This window comes from Micromonospora sp. NPDC003816 (genome assembly GCF_042874705.1).
Taxonomy (GTDB): Bacteria; Actinomycetota; Actinomycetes; order Mycobacteriales; family Micromonosporaceae; genus Micromonospora.
Map to the genome: position 1 here is coordinate 104408 of NZ_JBIANP010000006.1, position 14589 is coordinate 118996.

A 14589-nucleotide genomic window follows, 5' to 3' on the forward strand; every position below is an offset into this window, starting at 1 on the left:
CGTCCCGTGGTCCGATTCACAGAAGATGCCAGAAGTTCCGTAAGCCCAGCGTGTCGCCCTGCTAGCTGCTATGACACGGGCCCGGCCCGACCGGCTCGTCGCCGATCGGACCGGGCCCGGCCCGGTCGCTCCCGGGTCCCCGAATCAGGAGATGTCGCGACGCCGCGTAATCAGGATGCCGACCACGCAGCTCACCACGGCGTAGCCGATCAGCACCACGGCACCGACCCACCAGGCGGGCAACATCTCGTTCTCACCTGGGGTGATCATGATCTGGGAGGCCGCCGCAGGCCAGATCACCTGCCACTTGATCACGGCCATGTTGTCCAGCCAGTTCGACAGCAGGAGGAACAGCAGACCGACAACTTGTGTACCAATTAGGTAAAGCACCGACGCGGTGATCACCGCACCGAGCTGGCTGGTGATCAGCGTGCCGATACCCACGCCCAGCACGGTCCAGATGGCGTACGCCATCAGGTTGAGCAGCAGGGCCCGCTGGACCTCCCACTCGCCGAGCATCGTGCCGTGGTCGTTGAGCGTCAGGAACAGCGCTCCGGCACCCAGGTCGATCACGGTGGTCACCAGCCAGAACGCGAAGCCCAGCAGGCTGGCCGCGATGAGCTTGCTGACGATCACCGCGGTCCGCCGCGGGGTGGCCAGGAAGGTGGTGGTCGCCGTCTGGTGGAAGAACTCGTTGGTGACCATCAGGATGCCGATCAGCATCACGAACATCAGGCCGAGGTACTGACCCGAGGTGTAGATGTTCGCCGCCTGTGCCGGCGCGGAGGCGGCGTCGCCGGTGTAACCGAACTCCTCCCCGCCGCCGCTGAGCGTCTCGTTGGCCAGCCAGGCGTTGAACGGGAAGGCCATGGCGATCGACAGGAACGCCGCGATGGCCAGCCACCACCAGGTGCTGGTGGTGCGGATCTTGAGCAGTTCGGCGCGGACGAGGTTGCTCATCGGATGCCCGCCTTTCCGGCCGTCAGCTCCAGGAACACGCGTTCCAGGTCGGGTCGTTCGGTGCTCAGCTCGTGCAGCTCCACCCCGGCGGCCAGGGCTGCCCGGCCCACCGTCGGGGCGTCCACCCCGGCGATCAGCAGGGTGCCGTGCTCGTCGGTCTGCACGGTGGCCTCGCCGCCGGCCAGCGCCGCGGTCAGCGCGTCCGCCTGCGGGGTGCGGACCCGGACCCGGGCACCCTGCGCCATCGACCCGATCACCTGCTCGACCGGTCCCTGCCGGACGAGCTGCCCGGCCGCGATGATCACCACGTCGTCGGCGAGCAACTGCATCTCCGACAGCAGGTGGCTGGAGACCAGCACGGTGCGGCCCTCGGCGGCCAGGCCCTTGAGGAACCCGCGCATCCACCGGATGCCCTCCGGGTCCAGACCGTTGGCCGGCTCGTCGAGGATGAGCACCTGGGGGTCGCCGAGCATCGCCGCGGCGATGCCGAGGCGCTGCTTCATACCCAGCGAGTAACCCTTGAACTTGCGCTTCGCCGCCGGGCTCAGGCCGACCATGGCGAGCGCCTCGTCGGCCCGCTGCCGGGGCAACCCGGCCGCCGCGCAGATCACTCGCAGGTGGTTGATTCCGGTACGCCCCTTGTGCGCGCTGGACGCCTCCAGCACCGCGCCGACGTGCCGCAGCGGGTCGACCAGGTCCGGGTACCGGCGGCCACCGATGGTGGCGGTGCCGGCGCTCGGGGTGACCAGGTTCAGCAGCATCCGCAGCGTGGTGGTCTTGCCGGCGCCGTTCGGACCGAGGAAGCCGGTGACCCGGCCCGGCTCGATCGTGAACGACAGATTGTTGACCGCCAGCACGTTGCGGTACTGCTTGGTCAGACCGGAGACCACGATCTGCGCGTCGTTATTGGGGCGTGACTGCCCGTCGGACATCATTCTCCTCCCGTGGCGCCGGGGTGCGCCGTTGCACAGCGTGACGGTAATGGTCAGGCAAATCAATCGGGCGCGTTCCGGAGATCGTGCTCCGTCCCAGGCAGGAGCTGTCTCATCCCCAGGTACGACCCGATCGACGGTCGTCCTCCACCGCGATCCAGGTCGCACGGGCGTGGGCCAGCAGATCACCCTCCGGCGCGTACAGGCTGGTGTGCACCAACGCCTTGCGACCCTGCGTGGTGATCACCACACCGGTCACCACGCACTCGGTGCCCGGCTCGGGCAGCGCCTCGACCCGCGCGGCGATCCGCCCGAGCAGGTACGGCCGGTCCGCGCCGAGCACCGTCCAGCCGCCCGGGCAGTCCAGCGCGGCCCAGACCGTCGGCTCGCCCACCTGCGCCGGCACCCGCCACGGGGCGGCCGTCCGGCCCTCCGGCAGCGGTCCGGGAAAGATCCGCAGGCCGTCGGCGCGCTCCGGGCCGCAGACGAAGCAGCCGGGGAACGGGTGGTCCACCAGACCCGGGTACGCCGTCGAGGCGGATCGGGCGGTGGCCGAGTCCACCGGCGGCGCCACCACGTCGAACGGCTCGGCGGGACGGAGTTGCGCGACCACCTCGCCGGCCGGATCGTGCACCTGGCCCTCGGTCAGCGTCAGCGGCGTGTCCAGTGGCGGCGGTCGACGCAGAGTCACCTCCACCGGCCCGGACCCGCCGTACGCCGAGGCGAAGACGCCCGCGCTCCATCCGCCGTTTCCGGAGCCGGGCGGCCCGTGGTAGCGCGCCTCGATGATCATCGGACTCCTTCCGCCGCGCCCGGCCCCGTCGCCGGGCAGACCCCGGGCAGCCTCGCACGATCCCCGGGCCGGACCGGCCGGCAGGTCGGCCACCGGTCGCCCACCGGCGTTCACCGGATCGACACCGGTCGCCACCGGAGCCGGCAACCCGTCGGGGGCTACACAGAGGGCATGGCTGTTCTGTCCGCCGCGGACGTACCTATCACGACCAGCGGCTACACCCTCTCGATCGCCGACGGACCCCGCCAGGTCGAGGCCGCGCAACGCCTGCGTCACGAGGTGTTCGCCGGCGAGTTGGGCGCGACCGTCGCGCCGGACGCACCCGGCCTGGACACCGACGCCCTCGACCCGTACTGCGACCACCTGCTGGTGCGCCAGGAGCACACCGGGGCGGTGGTCGGCACGTACCGCCTCCTGCCGCCGGGCCGGACGGACCGTCGCTACGCGGCGGGAGAGTTCGACCTGGCCCCGCTCGACCCGCTGGACGGGCAGCTGGTCGAGGCGGGTCGGTCCTGCGTACACCCGGATCACCGGACCGGCGCGGTGATCAACCTGATGTGGGCGGGCATCGCCCGCTACCTGCACCTGCGCGGCCTGCGTTGGCTCGGCGGCTGCGCCTCGGTGCCGGTGGCCGACGGCGGCCTGGCCGCCGCCGCGGTCTGGGCGCAGGTGCGCGCCCGCCACCTGGCGCCGCCCGCGCTGCGGGTCCGTCCGCTGCGGCCCTGGTTCGCCGAGCCGGGCGTGCCGCGCGTGCCGGTGGCGGGTGCCGCCGGGCTGATCCCGCCGCTGCTCCGCGGTTACCTGCGGCTCGGTGCCCAGGTCTGCGGCGAGCCGGGGTACGACCCGGACTTCGGGGTGGCCGACTACTACGTGCTGCTCGACCTGGACCGGATGAACCCCCGCTACCGGCGGCACTTCCTCGGTGGTCGACCGTGACCGCGCTCGCCCACCCGCTGTGGCGACCCGACTCCACCTGCGGTCCGGAGTGCCTGTCCCGCACCGACGAGACCCGCACCGTCCCGGTGGCCCGACGGCTGCTCCGGGCCACCGCCCTGCTCGGCATGCTCGGGCTCGGCGTCGGGGTGGCCGCGCTGCTCCCGCTGCTGCCCGCCCGCGAGTGGGCGGGCCTGACCAGCGCCTGGGCCCGCGCCACGGCCCGGGCCTGCGGGGTGCGTCTGCGGGTACGCGGGCGGCTGCCCCGGCGGCGGGTCCTGCTGGTCGCCAACCACGTCTCCTGGTGGGACGTGCCGGCGCTGCTGGCGGTCGCCCCGGCCCGGTTGGTGGCCAAGCGGGAGGTCGGTCGCTGGCCGCTGGTGGGCCTGCTGGCCCGGGCGGCGGGCACGGTCTTCGTGGACCGCACCCGCCCGCGCCGCCTGCCGGCCACCGTGGACCGGGTGGCGGCGACCCTGCGGGCGGGCCGCTCCGTCGCGGTGTTCCCGGAGGGCACCACCTGGTGCGGTACGCGTGCCGCCTGCCGCCCTCGGACCGGCTTCCGGCCGGCGATGTTCCAGGCCGCGATCGACGCCGGGGCGCCCGTGGTGCCGCTGCGGATCGGCTACCGGCTCGGGACGACCGGACCAGCCACCACGGCACCGGCCTTCCTCGGCGCGGAGAGCCTGCTGCGGTCGGTCTGGCGGGTGCTCGCCCTGCGGGAGCTGACCGTCACCGTGGAGATCGCCGCGCCGCTGTACCCGACCCGTACCGCCGACCGTCGGGCGCTCGCCCGGGTCGCCGAATCGGCGGTGCACCTCGTACCGTCGTCGGCGGGTGTGCCGCCCACCGCGCCGGTGCCGGTACGGTCGCTGTGGAGGCCCCCGCAGCGTGTGGTCGGGCCGTCGCCGACCGGTACGACCGGACCCGAGATGCCGCTCGCCGCCTGAGCCGTTCGCTCACAGGGTTTTTTCAGTGACCGCCCAGCATGGGCGCAGCGACTGCGCGGATGATGGGCGGCATGGCGGCTACCCAGACCGAGGCCCGACTGCTCGTGGTCGAGGACGATCCCAACATCCTCGAACTGCTCTCCGCGAGCCTGCGGTTCGCCGGGTTCGACGTGGCCACCGCCACCAGCGGCAGCGCCGCGCTCAGCGCGGCCCGGGACCACCGGCCCGATCTGGTGGTGCTCGACGTGATGCTGCCGGACCTGGACGGCTTCGAGGTGATCCGGATGATGCGCGAGGGCGGCACCCGTACGCCGGTGGTCTTCCTCACCGCCCGGGACGCCACCGACGACAAGATCCGTGGGTTGACCCTCGGCGGCGACGACTACGTCACCAAGCCGTTCAGCCTGGAGGAGTTGACCGCCCGGATCCGGGCGGTACTGCGCCGCACCAGCACCGGCGAGCAGACGCCCGCCCGCCTCACCTTCGCCGACCTGGAGCTGGACGAGGAGACCCACGAGGTGTATCGGGCCGGTCAGCGGGTCCAGCTCTCGCCGACCGAGTTCAAGCTGCTGCGTTACCTGATGCTCAACGCCAACCGGGTGCTCTCCAAGGCGCAGATCCTCGACCACGTCTGGAACTACGACTTCCGGGGCGACGACAACATCGTCGAGTCCTACATCTCCTACCTGCGGCGCAAGGTCGACACCATCGAGCCCCGGCTCATCCACACCCTGCGGGGGGTCGGGTACGTACTCCGCAAGCCGGCGGCGTGAATCCGGTCCAGCAGGGCAAGACCCGACTCCGCTCGGTACCGCTGCGGGTCAAGCTCGTCGCGGCCGTACTCGCGTTGGTCGCGGCTGCGCTGCTGGTTATCGCCTCGCTGACCACGATCTTCCTCCGCAGCTACCTGGTCGGGCAGATCGACACACAGTTGCGAGGCTCGGGCCAGACGCTCGGTCCACTGGTCCCCCTGATGAAGACCGGCCGGGTGGGAGCGATGCTGCCCAGCGACTACTTCGTGGTGCTGGCGAACCCGGAACTCGGCCTCACCCGGCCGTACTACGACGACAACACCTTCGGTCCGCAGCAGTTGCCGCGCGTCCCCGACGACGTGCAGGGTTTCTCCGAGCGGGTGGGGGAGCCCAGGACCGTGACGTCGTGGGACGGGCACACCCGGTGGCGGATGTACTACGTCGAGGTGTCCGACGGCGAGGTGTTGGCGATCGGGCAGCACCTCACCGAGGTCGAGGCGGCGGTCAAGCGGCTCATCCTGATCGACATGCTGGTCGGTGGGGCGGTGCTGATCCTGCTCGCCTCGGTCGGCGCGGCCATCGTGCGGACCAGCCTGAAACCGTTGGTGGAGATCGAACGTACCGCCGCCGCGATCGCCGGGGGTGATCTCAGCCGCCGGGTGCCCGACCCCGAGTACGGGCAGCCCTGTCCCACCTCGGAGCTGGGTCGGCTGTCCCGTGCGTTGAACGCGATGCTCAGCCAGATCGAGATGGCCTTCACCGCCCGCGCGGCGTCCGAGTTCGCGGCCCGCTCCGCCGAGAGCGCCGCCCGGGAGGCGGCGGAGGCGGCCCGTGCCTCCGAGGCGCGATCCCGCCGCTCCGAGGAGCGGATGCGGCAGTTCGTCGCGGACGCCTCGCACGAGCTGCGGACCCCGCTGACCACCATCCGGGGCTTCGCCGAGCTGTACCGGCAGGGTGCGGCCCGCGCCCCCGAGCAGACCTCCGACCTGCTGCGTCGGATCGAGGACGAGGCGTCCCGGATGGGTCTGCTGGTGGAGGACCTGCTGCTGCTGGCCCGGCTGGACCTGGAGCGGCCGTTGTCGCTCGCCCCGGTGGAACTGCCCGTGCTGGCCGCCGACGCGGTGGAGGCGGCCCGGGCGACCGCGCCGGACCGGCGGATCGAGCTGGAGATCCAGTCGGGTTCCGGGCCGTTGGTGGTGCGCGGCGACGACGCCCGGCTGCGGCAGGTGATCGGCAACCTGATGACGAACGCGCTGCGGCACACCCCATCGGAGGCGTCGGTGACGCTGCGGCTGCGCGCCGAACCCGGCGACCTGGCGGTGATCGAGGTCGCCGACACCGGGCCGGGGCTCACCGGCGAGCAGGCGGAACGGGTCTTCGAACGCTTCTACCGGGCGGACGCCTCGCGGACCCGACGCAGTGGGTCGTACACCGGTACCGGCCTGGGCCTGGCCATCGTCGCGGCGCTGGTGTCGGTGCACCAGGGCACCGTGGAGGTGACCGACACACCGGGTGGGGGTGCCACCTTCCGGATCCGGCTGCCGTTGGCGCCCGCCACGGACATCGATGACGAATGATTTTCAGCGAACGCTCAGGCCCGGCTAAGGCGGAACGCAGTGCGATGGGTAAAGGTAGAGGCATGAGCGAGTACGAGTCCGACCCGCGCCGGCCGGCACCGACCGACGCCGAGCCGTCGCATCCCGAGCTGTCCCGTGCCGAGTACGCGCGGACCGACTCTCCTGGCATTCCGGCCTCCGGCGGCGGTGCCGACCGGACCGCCGAGGCGCCGACCGTCCCGGTGCGGGCGGTCGACGCGCCGGGCACCCGTGGGCAGGACAACGAGCCCACGATGACCGGCCTACCCACCGCCGGCTCGGCTCCGCCGGCCTCCGGTCGACCCACCTGGTCGCCGTCGGGTGGGCAACCGCACCAGCCCGGCCAGCCGGTCTCCGCCCAGCCCGGCTACGGCAACCCTGCCGGCTACGGCGCCCCGTCCGGCTACGCCGCGCAGTCTGGTTACGGCAGCCAGTCCGGTTACGGCGCGCAGTCCGGCTACGGCGTCCAGCCGGGCCAGTCCGGTCAGTCCGGGTACGGCGGCCAGTCCGGTCAGCCCGGGTACGGGGGCCAGCCCGGTCAGCCCGGTCAGTCCGGCTACCCCCAGTCCGGTGCCGGCTACTCCGGCGCGTCCTGGTACCCGAGCCAGTCGAGCTGGAGCGGCGGCACCCAGAGCGGCGGCTCCGGGCATTCGGGTTACCCGGGTCAGCCGGGGGCACCCGGCGGCTACCCGGGCCAGCCCGCCCCGTGGGGACCGGCCCCGTCCCAGGGGTCCAAGCCGGGGCGGGTCGCCAAGTTCATCGGCGCCGGTGTCGCGGTCTTCGTGCTGATGCTCGGCAGCGGTGTGGCCGGTGGGTCGCTCGCGCTGATGCTGAACGACGGCGGCAGCGGGAACCGCACGTTCTCCGCCGCGCCGGTGATCGACGGTGCCGACCTGCCGCGTATCGCCGCTTCCGTGCAGGACAGCGTGGTGTCGATCAGCACCGACAGCGGCGGGGGCTCCGGGGTGGTGCTGAGCGCCGACGGTTTCGTGCTGACCAACAACCACGTGATCGCCAACGGCGGCGACAACGTCCGGGTGATCTTCGCGAACGGCACCACCGCACGGGCCGAGATCGTCGGCACCGACCCGAAGACCGACCTGGCGGTGCTGAAGGCGAACGGGGTCACGAACCTCCAGGCCGCCACGTTCGGCGACAGCGACGCCATGCAGGTCGGCGACACTGTGCTCGCGTTGGGCAGCCCGCTCGGCCTCCAGGGCTCGGTGACGGCGGGCATCCTCAGCGCCCGAGACCGCACCATCCAGGCCGGCAGCGGACAGCCCGGCCAGTCGGCCAGCTCGATCTCCGGGCTGTTGCAGACCGACGCGCCGATCAACCCCGGTAACTCCGGCGGTGCGCTGGTCAACACGCGGGGCGAGGTGATCGGCATCAACACCGCCATCGCCACCTCCGGGCAGGGCTCCAGCGGCAACATCGGCGTGGGCTTCGCGATCCCCAGCAACAAGGCCAAGGACGTCACGGACAAGCTGCGACGCGGCGAGAAGATCAGCCACCCGTCGCTCGGGGTGAGTGTGAACGCTGCGCCCGGCGGCGGTGCGATGGTCGGTTCCCTGCTTCCGGGCGGTGCCGCCGAGCGGGCCGGCCTGCAACTGGGCGATGTGATCATCCGCTTCGGCGACAAGCGGATCAACGACTCCACCGACCTGGTCGGGGCCGTGCAGGCCGGCAAGGTCGGTGACCAGGTCGAGGTGGCCTACGTGCGGAACAGCGCCGAGGCGACGGTGACCGTGACGCTCGCCGAGGCGTCCTGACGCACGGATCTGCTTCCTCCCTCCGGGGCGGTGGGTGGCACGGCCAAGGGGGTTGGTCGCGGCACCCGCCGCCCCTCTTCGTGGTCCCGGGACGGGTCACCCGCAGCGGGTGACCCGCGCTCACCCGGTATTCGGGCAGGCTCAGCGCTGCGGGAGCAGGTCAGGCGGATGGGGGGACCCATGACCACGGCAGCGACGGCCCGGACCGACGACCGGGTCCAGCGGGACGTACTGGACGAGCTCGACTGGGATCCGCGGGTACGCGGAACCGACATCGGGGTCACCGTGCACGACGGGGTGGTGACGCTGACCGGTGCGGTGGACGGTGCGGCCCGCAGGTGGGCGGCGGTCGGCGCGGCCCGACGGGTACGCGGCGTCCGCGCGATAGCCGACGAGATCGAGGTGCGTCCCGCCGGGCCGGACGGGATCACCGACGGCGAACTGGCGATCGCGGCCGCCCGGGCGTTGGAGTGGAACAGTTTCGTGCCGGCCGAACGCCTGGACGTCACCGTCGCCGCCGGTTGGCTGATGCTGCGCGGCGAGGTGGAGTTCGGGTGGCAACGGCGTACCGCCGAGCGGGAGTTGCGCCGGCTGCGGGGCGTACGCGGGGTGACGAACCTGGTCGGGGTGCGGTCCGCCGCCCCGCCCGACGGCGACCGGGTACGCGGCGACGTGCAACGTGCCCTGCTGCGCGGTATCGGCACGGAACGGGTGACCGTGCAGGTCAGCGGCGACACGGTGACCCTGACCGGGGTGGTGCGGTCCTGGTGGGAACGCGACCAGGCGGAACGGATGGCCTGGTCGGCCGAGGGGGTGTCGGCGGTACGCGACGAACTGATCGTGGGCGGCTGAGCCGCGATGTGGTGTCCCGTTTGCCGGCGTCGGCACCGGGAAACCGCTTCGATCCCCGGCCGCCGTACCGGGGATCGGGGCCAGCGGAGACGGACGGGGAGGGCTCGTGGCCGACAACGTTCCCTGGGAACGCCCACTACGGATCGCGATGGTGGTGCCACCCTGGCTGTCCGTGCCCCCGCCTGGCTACGGCGGGTTGGAGCAGGTGGTGGCGGGCCTGGTGGACGCCCTGGTCGACCGGGGACACGCGGTGACCCTGATGGGCGCCGGTGCGGCGCACGGCACCGCGGGCGACTTCCTCGCCACCCTCGACGAGTTGCAGTACGACCGGCTCGGCGAGTCACTGCCCGAACTGGCCCATCTGGCCCGGGTGAACCATCTGCTCAGCGCGGCCGACTTCGACGTCGTGCACGACCACACCACGATCGGTCCGCTGGTCGCCGGACGTCGCGCGGTGCCCACCGTGGCGACCGTGCACGGCAACCCGGTGGGCGAGTACGGCACCGTGCTCAGCGACACCGACCAGGGCGTCGGTCTGGTCGCCATCTCGCATGCCCAACGGCGGCTGAACCCGCGACTGCCCTGGGTCGGCACCGTGCACAACGCGATGGAGGTCGGCGGGTTCCCGCGTAAGACCGCAGCCGGTGACGGGCCGGTGCTGTGGCTCGCCCGTTTCAGTCCGGACAAGGGGCCGGACCTGGCCATCCGTGCCTGCCGGGAGGCCGGCCTGGCGTTGGTGCTGGCCGGCAAGTGCAGCGAGCCGGCGGAGCAGCGGTACTTCGACGAGGTCGTCCGACCGCTGCTCGGCCCGGACGTCACGGTGGTCCGCGACGCCGACCGGGAGGTCGCGCTGCGGCTGCTGGTCGAGGCGTCCTGCCTCATCATGCCGATCCAGTGGGAGGAGCCCTTCGGCATCGTCATGCTGGAGGCGATGGCCACCGGCACGCCGGTGGTGGCGTTGCGCCGGGGCGCGGTGCCGGAGCTGGTCCGGCCCGGGGTGACCGGGTTGATCTGCGAGCGTCCGGAGGAGTTGCCGGCGGCGTTGCGCGAGGCACCCCGCCTCGACCCGGCGGACTGCGTGGCGCACGTGGCCCGGACCTTCTCGGTGGAGCGGATGGCGGCCGGCTACGAGGAGGTGTACCGCCGGTTCCTGGCGGCGGCCACCCCACGGTCCGCGACACGGGAACCGGCTCGGGTGACCCGCGCCTAGGGCCTGTGTCGAAGTCCCTGGCCGGCCTGCGACGGGCCCAGGCGACGACCGGCCGCGTTGGGAATTGGTCCGGATACAACACCGGTATCCGGACCAATTCCCGCCTTGCCGGACCGCAGCCTGGACTCCGCCTCGGCTCGACCGAGGACTTCGACACAGGCCCTAGACCCGTGACGGCATGGACCCCCTGCGTGGCCTGGACCTGCGCGGCGCCGAGTGGCGCGCCCCCCGTGCGGCCTAGACCTGCGCGGCGCCGAGCGCGGTGATCGCCGCGTCCAGTTGCCGGGCGTACGCCGGGCTCAGCCCCTCCTCGCGCAGTCGGGTGGCGACCTTCTCGCGGAGCCGGGCGACCTCGGGCCCCAGTTCACCGTCGCCCTGGGCCACCGCCCGGGTGAGGTTGCGTAGTTCGTTGCGCAGGTCGAGGGCGACGTCGTCGCGGATGCCGCCGTCGGCGAGACCGGCGCCGATCACCCGGTCGAGCCGGTTCGCGGCCTCGACCAGGGTGTCCGGTCGGCTCGCCCGGGTGGGCGCAGCGCTGGTCGGGGGCGGCGCGGCCGAGGTGATCGGCGGTGCCACGGGTGGTTGCGCGCTGGCGGTGTCGTCCGGCGCGGTCGGCCCGGCCGACGCGCTCGGCTGGGGCGTGGGCAGCGCCGCAGGGGGCTCGTCGCCCTCCGGCAGCAGTGCCGGGACCAGCAGCGCCGCCCCGATCACCAGGATCGCTGCCGGGACCAGGACCGCCGGTCGCAGCAGCCGTCGGCGTCGTTCGGTCGGGGCGTCGTCGCCGGGGGAACGCGTTCCCGGCTGGTGGCCGCCGGGCGTGGGTTCCCCGGCCGCCGTGGCCGTCGTCGGGGCACCGGCCGCTCCGCTGGCGCCGGGAACGACCGGCCCGACGATGGTGCTGTGGGCCGGACCGACGGCGGCGGTGGCGCGGGTCGACGTCAGCGCGGGGAGCGTGACGGTGGGGGAGAGCATGGTGGTGGCCTGTGGGTCGGCCGGGAGCATCTGGTCCCGCAGCACGGTGGCCACCTGGCGGGCGGTGGGACGGTCGGCCGGGTCGCGGGACAGGCACCGCAGGCAGACCTGGGCCACCGTCGGGGGAAGCCCCGGCACACCGTCCAGGGTGGGCGGTGCCCCCTCGGCCAGCGCGAGGCTGAGTTCCTCCCACGTGTCCGCCGGGTACGGCACCCGGCCGGTGAGCATCTCGTGGAGCAGCACCCCGAGCGAGTAGACGTCGGTGGCGGGCTGGGTCGGCGCGCCGTCCAGCCGTTCCGGAGCCACGTACGCCGGGGTACCGAAGGTGCCGCCGTCCTCGTCGTCGTCGGGGGCGCCGATGCGGGTGGCGATGCCGAAGTCCAGCACCTTGGCGCCGACCTGCGTCATCATCACGTTGGCGGTGGTGACGTCGCGGTGCACGATGCCGAGCCGGTGCGCGGCGGCGAGCGCGTCCGCGACCTGCGCGCCGATCTCCACCGCCTCGGTCCACGGCAGCGGCCCCTCGGTGAGCCGGAACTCCAACTCCTCGCCGGTGAGCAGCTCCATCACCACGAACGACGTGATGGAGCCGTCCGGCGACACGGTCTCGCCGTAGTCGTGCACCGACGTCACGTGCGGGTGCACGAGCGCGGCGGCGGCGCGGGCCTCCTCGCGCACCATGTCGCGGAACCGGGCGTCGGCGGCCAGCGACGGGGCGAGCACCTTGAGTGCGACCACCCGGTCGAGTACCTCGTCGTGGGATCGCCAGATCACCGACATGCCACCGGCACCGATCTGGTCGATCAGCCGGTAACGGGTGGCCAGCAACCGGCCGGGCTGCAGTGCTGGCTTCACGGATCGCACCTGCCCTCATAGGTGGGAGCGGTATCAGGTTGCGCGAATGTTGCCGCCCTGTCAACGGTCGGCCGGGCAGCCCGTACCGGTTCGGACACGGTGCGTACGCAGGGGGGCCTGCTGTGCCGGGGTGAACGGGGTACGGCACGGACGTGCCAGGATGAACGGCATGGCTCGGGGACCGGTGGCGTTCGTGCTCGGGGGCGGTGGCGTCCTCGGCGCGGTCGAGGTGGGCATGCTGCGGGCCCTGTTCCGCGCCGGGATCCGCCCGGACATGGTGCTCGGCACGTCTATCGGCGCGGTCAACGGCGCACTCGTGGCGGCCGATCCGACCGAGGCGGTGACCGACCGGCTCGTCCGCCTCTGGGCGTCCCCCGAGGCCAGTGAGGTGTACGGCGACTCGGTGGCCCGGCAACTGCGGCGCTTCGCGGCGCGTACCCACCTGCACTCGCCCCGACCGTTGCGCAAGCTGCTGGAGAGCGAGCTGGGTGCGGAGACCACCTTCGCCGACCTCCAGGTCCCGTTCCGCTGCTGCGCCGCGAACATCGAGCGGGCCGCCGAGCACTGGTTCGTCAGCGGGGCGGTGGTGCCCGCCGTGCTCGCCTCCGCGTCGGTGCCGGGGCTGCTGCCGCCGGCCCGGATCGGCGACCAGCACTACGTCGACGGCGGCATCGTCAACTCGATCCCGATCGGCGAGGCGGTGGTGGCCGGCGCGGGCCGGATCTTCGTCCTCCAGGTGGGACGGATCGAACGGGCGCTGGCGCCGCCCCGGCGGCCCTGGGAGATCGCCCAGGTGGCCTTCGAGATCGCCCGCCGGCACCGGTTCGCCCGGGAGATGGCGGCCCTGCCCGACGGGGTCGAGGTGCACGTGTTGCCGACCGGCGGGCTGGAACCGCGCGACAACACCCCGTGGGCGTACCGGGACATGGCGGCGGTGGGGCGGCGGATCAGCCGCGCGTACTCGGCCTCCCGGCACTACCTGGCGAATCTGGAGCGTTGATGCCGCTACCGCACCGGTGGATCCGCCGTCTGCTGCTGGCGCCGGGAATGGTGCTGCTGGTGCTCCTGCTGGTGACCACCGTGCCGGTGTGGGCCGTGCTGGCCCTGGCCGTGTCCCCGTTCGTGCCGGGACGGCTGCGCCCACTGCGGGTGCTCTGGATCGGCTTCTGCTATCTCCTCTGGGACGCGGCGGCGCTGCTCTGTCTCTTCGGGCTCTGGGTCGCCTCCGGCTTCGGCTGGCGGGTCGGCTCGCCGGCTTTCCAGCGCGCCCACTACGTGTTGGCCGGCTGGTTCCTGCGGGTGCTGTTCTGGCAGGCGAAGTGGACGCTGCGGCTGACCATCGACGTGGTCGGCACCGACCCGGACACCGCGTTGCCCGGCCGTCCCGAGCTGGTGGTCTGCCGGCACGCCGGTCCGGGCGACTCGTTCATCCTGATCCACGCGTTGGTGAACTGGTTCCAGCGGGAGCCGCGCATCGTCCTCAAGGACTCCCTCCAGTGGGACCCGGCGATCGACGTGCTGCTCAACCGGTTGCCGAGCCGGTTCATCGCGCCGGGGCGCGACGGCCGGGGCTCGCTCACCGACCAGATCGGGCACCTCGCCGTCGGTCTGGACGACGACGACGCCTTCGTGATCTTCCCCGAGGGCGGCAACTTCACCCCGAAGCGGCGGTTGCGGGCCATCGCCCGGCTGCGGGACCGGGGGCACGAGCGGATGGCGGTCAAGGCCGAGGCGATGCAGCACGTCCTCGCCCCGCAGCCCGGCGGCCTGTTGGCGGCGCTGGACGCGGCGCCGGACGCCGGAGTGATCTTCGTGGCGCACACCGGGCTGGACCGGATGCTCACCGTCGCCGACGTGTGGCGCGAACTGCCGATGGACAAGCGGCTGGTGATGCGGTTCTGGTCGGTGCCGCCGGAGGAAATCCCGACCGGCCGGCAGGAGCGCATCGACTGGCTGTACGAGTGGTGGAGTCGGATAGACGAGTGGATCGCGGCCAATCGTGACGACGCCGCGTAG

General features: G+C 72.7%; 13 protein-coding genes. 9 read left to right on the forward strand and 4 right to left on the reverse strand.

Annotated features, from left to right (window positions below; all coding sequences use genetic code 11):
- Positions 1–144: 144 nt before the first annotated feature.
- The 3 genes from ACFYTT_RS20430 to ACFYTT_RS20440 form a co-directional block, all read right to left on the reverse strand.
- Positions 145–960 carry an ABC transporter permease gene (locus ACFYTT_RS20430; protein WP_131053079.1) on the reverse strand — a complete coding sequence of 272 codons (816 nt, stop codon included), beginning with the start codon at positions 958–960 and terminating at the stop codon, positions 145–147.
- Positions 957–1892 carry an ABC transporter ATP-binding protein gene (locus ACFYTT_RS20435; protein WP_176095139.1) on the reverse strand — a complete coding sequence of 312 codons (936 nt, stop codon included), beginning with the start codon at positions 1890–1892 and terminating at the stop codon, positions 957–959. Before ACFYTT_RS20435 ends, ACFYTT_RS20430 begins: the two co-directional genes overlap by 4 nt.
- A 112-nt stretch (positions 1893–2004) precedes the next feature.
- On the reverse strand, positions 2005–2685 hold the full coding sequence (locus ACFYTT_RS20440) for a hypothetical protein (RefSeq protein WP_387261128.1): 681 nt from the start codon (positions 2683–2685) through the stop codon (positions 2005–2007).
- Positions 2686–2856: 171 nt separating this feature from the next.
- On the opposite strand from ACFYTT_RS20440, the gene ACFYTT_RS20445 reads away from it, so the two are divergent.
- The 7 genes from ACFYTT_RS20445 to ACFYTT_RS20475 all read left to right on the forward strand — a co-directional run bounded on the left by ACFYTT_RS20445 (position 2857) and on the right by ACFYTT_RS20475 (position 10746).
- On the forward strand, positions 2857–3621 hold the full coding sequence (locus tag ACFYTT_RS20445) for a GNAT family N-acetyltransferase (protein WP_176095137.1): 765 nt from the start codon (positions 2857–2859) through the stop codon (positions 3619–3621).
- Positions 3618–4565 (forward strand): lysophospholipid acyltransferase family protein, encoded by a 948-nt coding sequence (locus tag ACFYTT_RS20450; protein WP_387261131.1) that lies wholly within the window; start codon positions 3618–3620, stop codon positions 4563–4565. The genes ACFYTT_RS20445 and ACFYTT_RS20450 overlap by 4 nt, the downstream gene beginning before the upstream one ends.
- A gap of 71 nt (positions 4566–4636) precedes the next feature.
- Positions 4637–5338: a response regulator transcription factor gene (locus ACFYTT_RS20455; protein WP_131055002.1), complete on the forward strand. Its 702-nt coding sequence runs from the start codon at positions 4637–4639 to the stop codon at positions 5336–5338.
- Positions 5335–6894 carry a HAMP domain-containing sensor histidine kinase gene (locus ACFYTT_RS20460; protein WP_131055001.1) on the forward strand — a complete coding sequence of 520 codons (1560 nt, stop codon included), beginning with the start codon at positions 5335–5337 and terminating at the stop codon, positions 6892–6894. The genes ACFYTT_RS20455 and ACFYTT_RS20460 overlap by 4 nt, the downstream gene beginning before the upstream one ends.
- A 62-nt stretch (positions 6895–6956) precedes the next feature.
- Complete coding sequence (locus tag ACFYTT_RS20465; RefSeq protein WP_387261135.1) at positions 6957–8684, forward strand: trypsin-like peptidase domain-containing protein; 1728 nt, start codon at positions 6957–6959, stop codon at positions 8682–8684.
- A 180-nt stretch (positions 8685–8864) separates the two neighbouring features.
- Complete coding sequence (locus ACFYTT_RS20470) at positions 8865–9536, forward strand: BON domain-containing protein (protein WP_387261138.1); 672 nt, start codon at positions 8865–8867, stop codon at positions 9534–9536.
- Between the two features lie 148 nt (positions 9537–9684).
- Positions 9685–10746, forward strand: coding sequence for a glycosyltransferase family 4 protein (locus tag ACFYTT_RS20475; protein WP_131055004.1), 1062 nt, complete (start codon positions 9685–9687; stop codon positions 10744–10746).
- A 237-nt stretch (positions 10747–10983) separates the two neighbouring features.
- Here ACFYTT_RS20475 and ACFYTT_RS20480 read toward each other — a convergent pair whose 3' ends face one another.
- A complete protein-coding gene (locus ACFYTT_RS20480; RefSeq protein WP_387261141.1) occupies positions 10984–12573 on the reverse strand; it encodes a protein kinase in 1590 nt (529 codons plus the stop codon).
- A gap of 169 nt (positions 12574–12742) precedes the next feature.
- On the opposite strand from ACFYTT_RS20480, the gene ACFYTT_RS20485 reads away from it, so the two are divergent.
- Positions 12743–13573: a patatin-like phospholipase family protein gene (locus ACFYTT_RS20485; protein WP_387261144.1), complete on the forward strand. Its 831-nt coding sequence runs from the start codon at positions 12743–12745 to the stop codon at positions 13571–13573.
- Positions 13573–14589, forward strand: a complete 1017-nt coding sequence (locus tag ACFYTT_RS20490) for a 1-acyl-sn-glycerol-3-phosphate acyltransferase (protein ID WP_176095132.1) — start codon at positions 13573–13575, stop codon at positions 14587–14589. The genes ACFYTT_RS20485 and ACFYTT_RS20490 overlap by 1 nt, the downstream gene beginning before the upstream one ends.

Bases quoted from the DNA above. Each gene is read 5' to 3' on its own strand.
- ACFYTT_RS20430 (WP_131053079.1), bottom strand. From the start codon at position 960: ATGAGCAACCTCGTCCGCGCCGAACTGCTCAAGATCCGCACCACCAGC.
- ACFYTT_RS20435 (WP_176095139.1), bottom strand. From the start codon at position 1,892: ATGTCCGACGGGCAGTCACGCCCCAATAACGACGCGCAGATCGTGGTC.
- ACFYTT_RS20440 (WP_387261128.1), bottom strand. From the start codon at position 2,685: ATGATCATCGAGGCGCGCTACCACGGGCCGCCCGGCTCCGGAAACGGC.
- ACFYTT_RS20445 (WP_176095137.1), top strand. From the start codon at position 2,857: ATGGCTGTTCTGTCCGCCGCGGACGTACCTATCACGACCAGCGGCTAC.
- ACFYTT_RS20455 (WP_131055002.1), top strand. From the start codon at position 4,637: ATGGCGGCTACCCAGACCGAGGCCCGACTGCTCGTGGTCGAGGACGAT.
- ACFYTT_RS20465 (WP_387261135.1), top strand. From the start codon at position 6,957: ATGAGCGAGTACGAGTCCGACCCGCGCCGGCCGGCACCGACCGACGCC.
- ACFYTT_RS20470 (WP_387261138.1), top strand. From the start codon at position 8,865: ATGACCACGGCAGCGACGGCCCGGACCGACGACCGGGTCCAGCGGGAC.
- ACFYTT_RS20475 (WP_131055004.1), top strand. From the start codon at position 9,685: ATGGTGGTGCCACCCTGGCTGTCCGTGCCCCCGCCTGGCTACGGCGGG.
- ACFYTT_RS20485 (WP_387261144.1), top strand. From the start codon at position 12,743: ATGGCTCGGGGACCGGTGGCGTTCGTGCTCGGGGGCGGTGGCGTCCTC.
- ACFYTT_RS20490 (WP_176095132.1), top strand. From the start codon at position 13,573: ATGCCGCTACCGCACCGGTGGATCCGCCGTCTGCTGCTGGCGCCGGGA.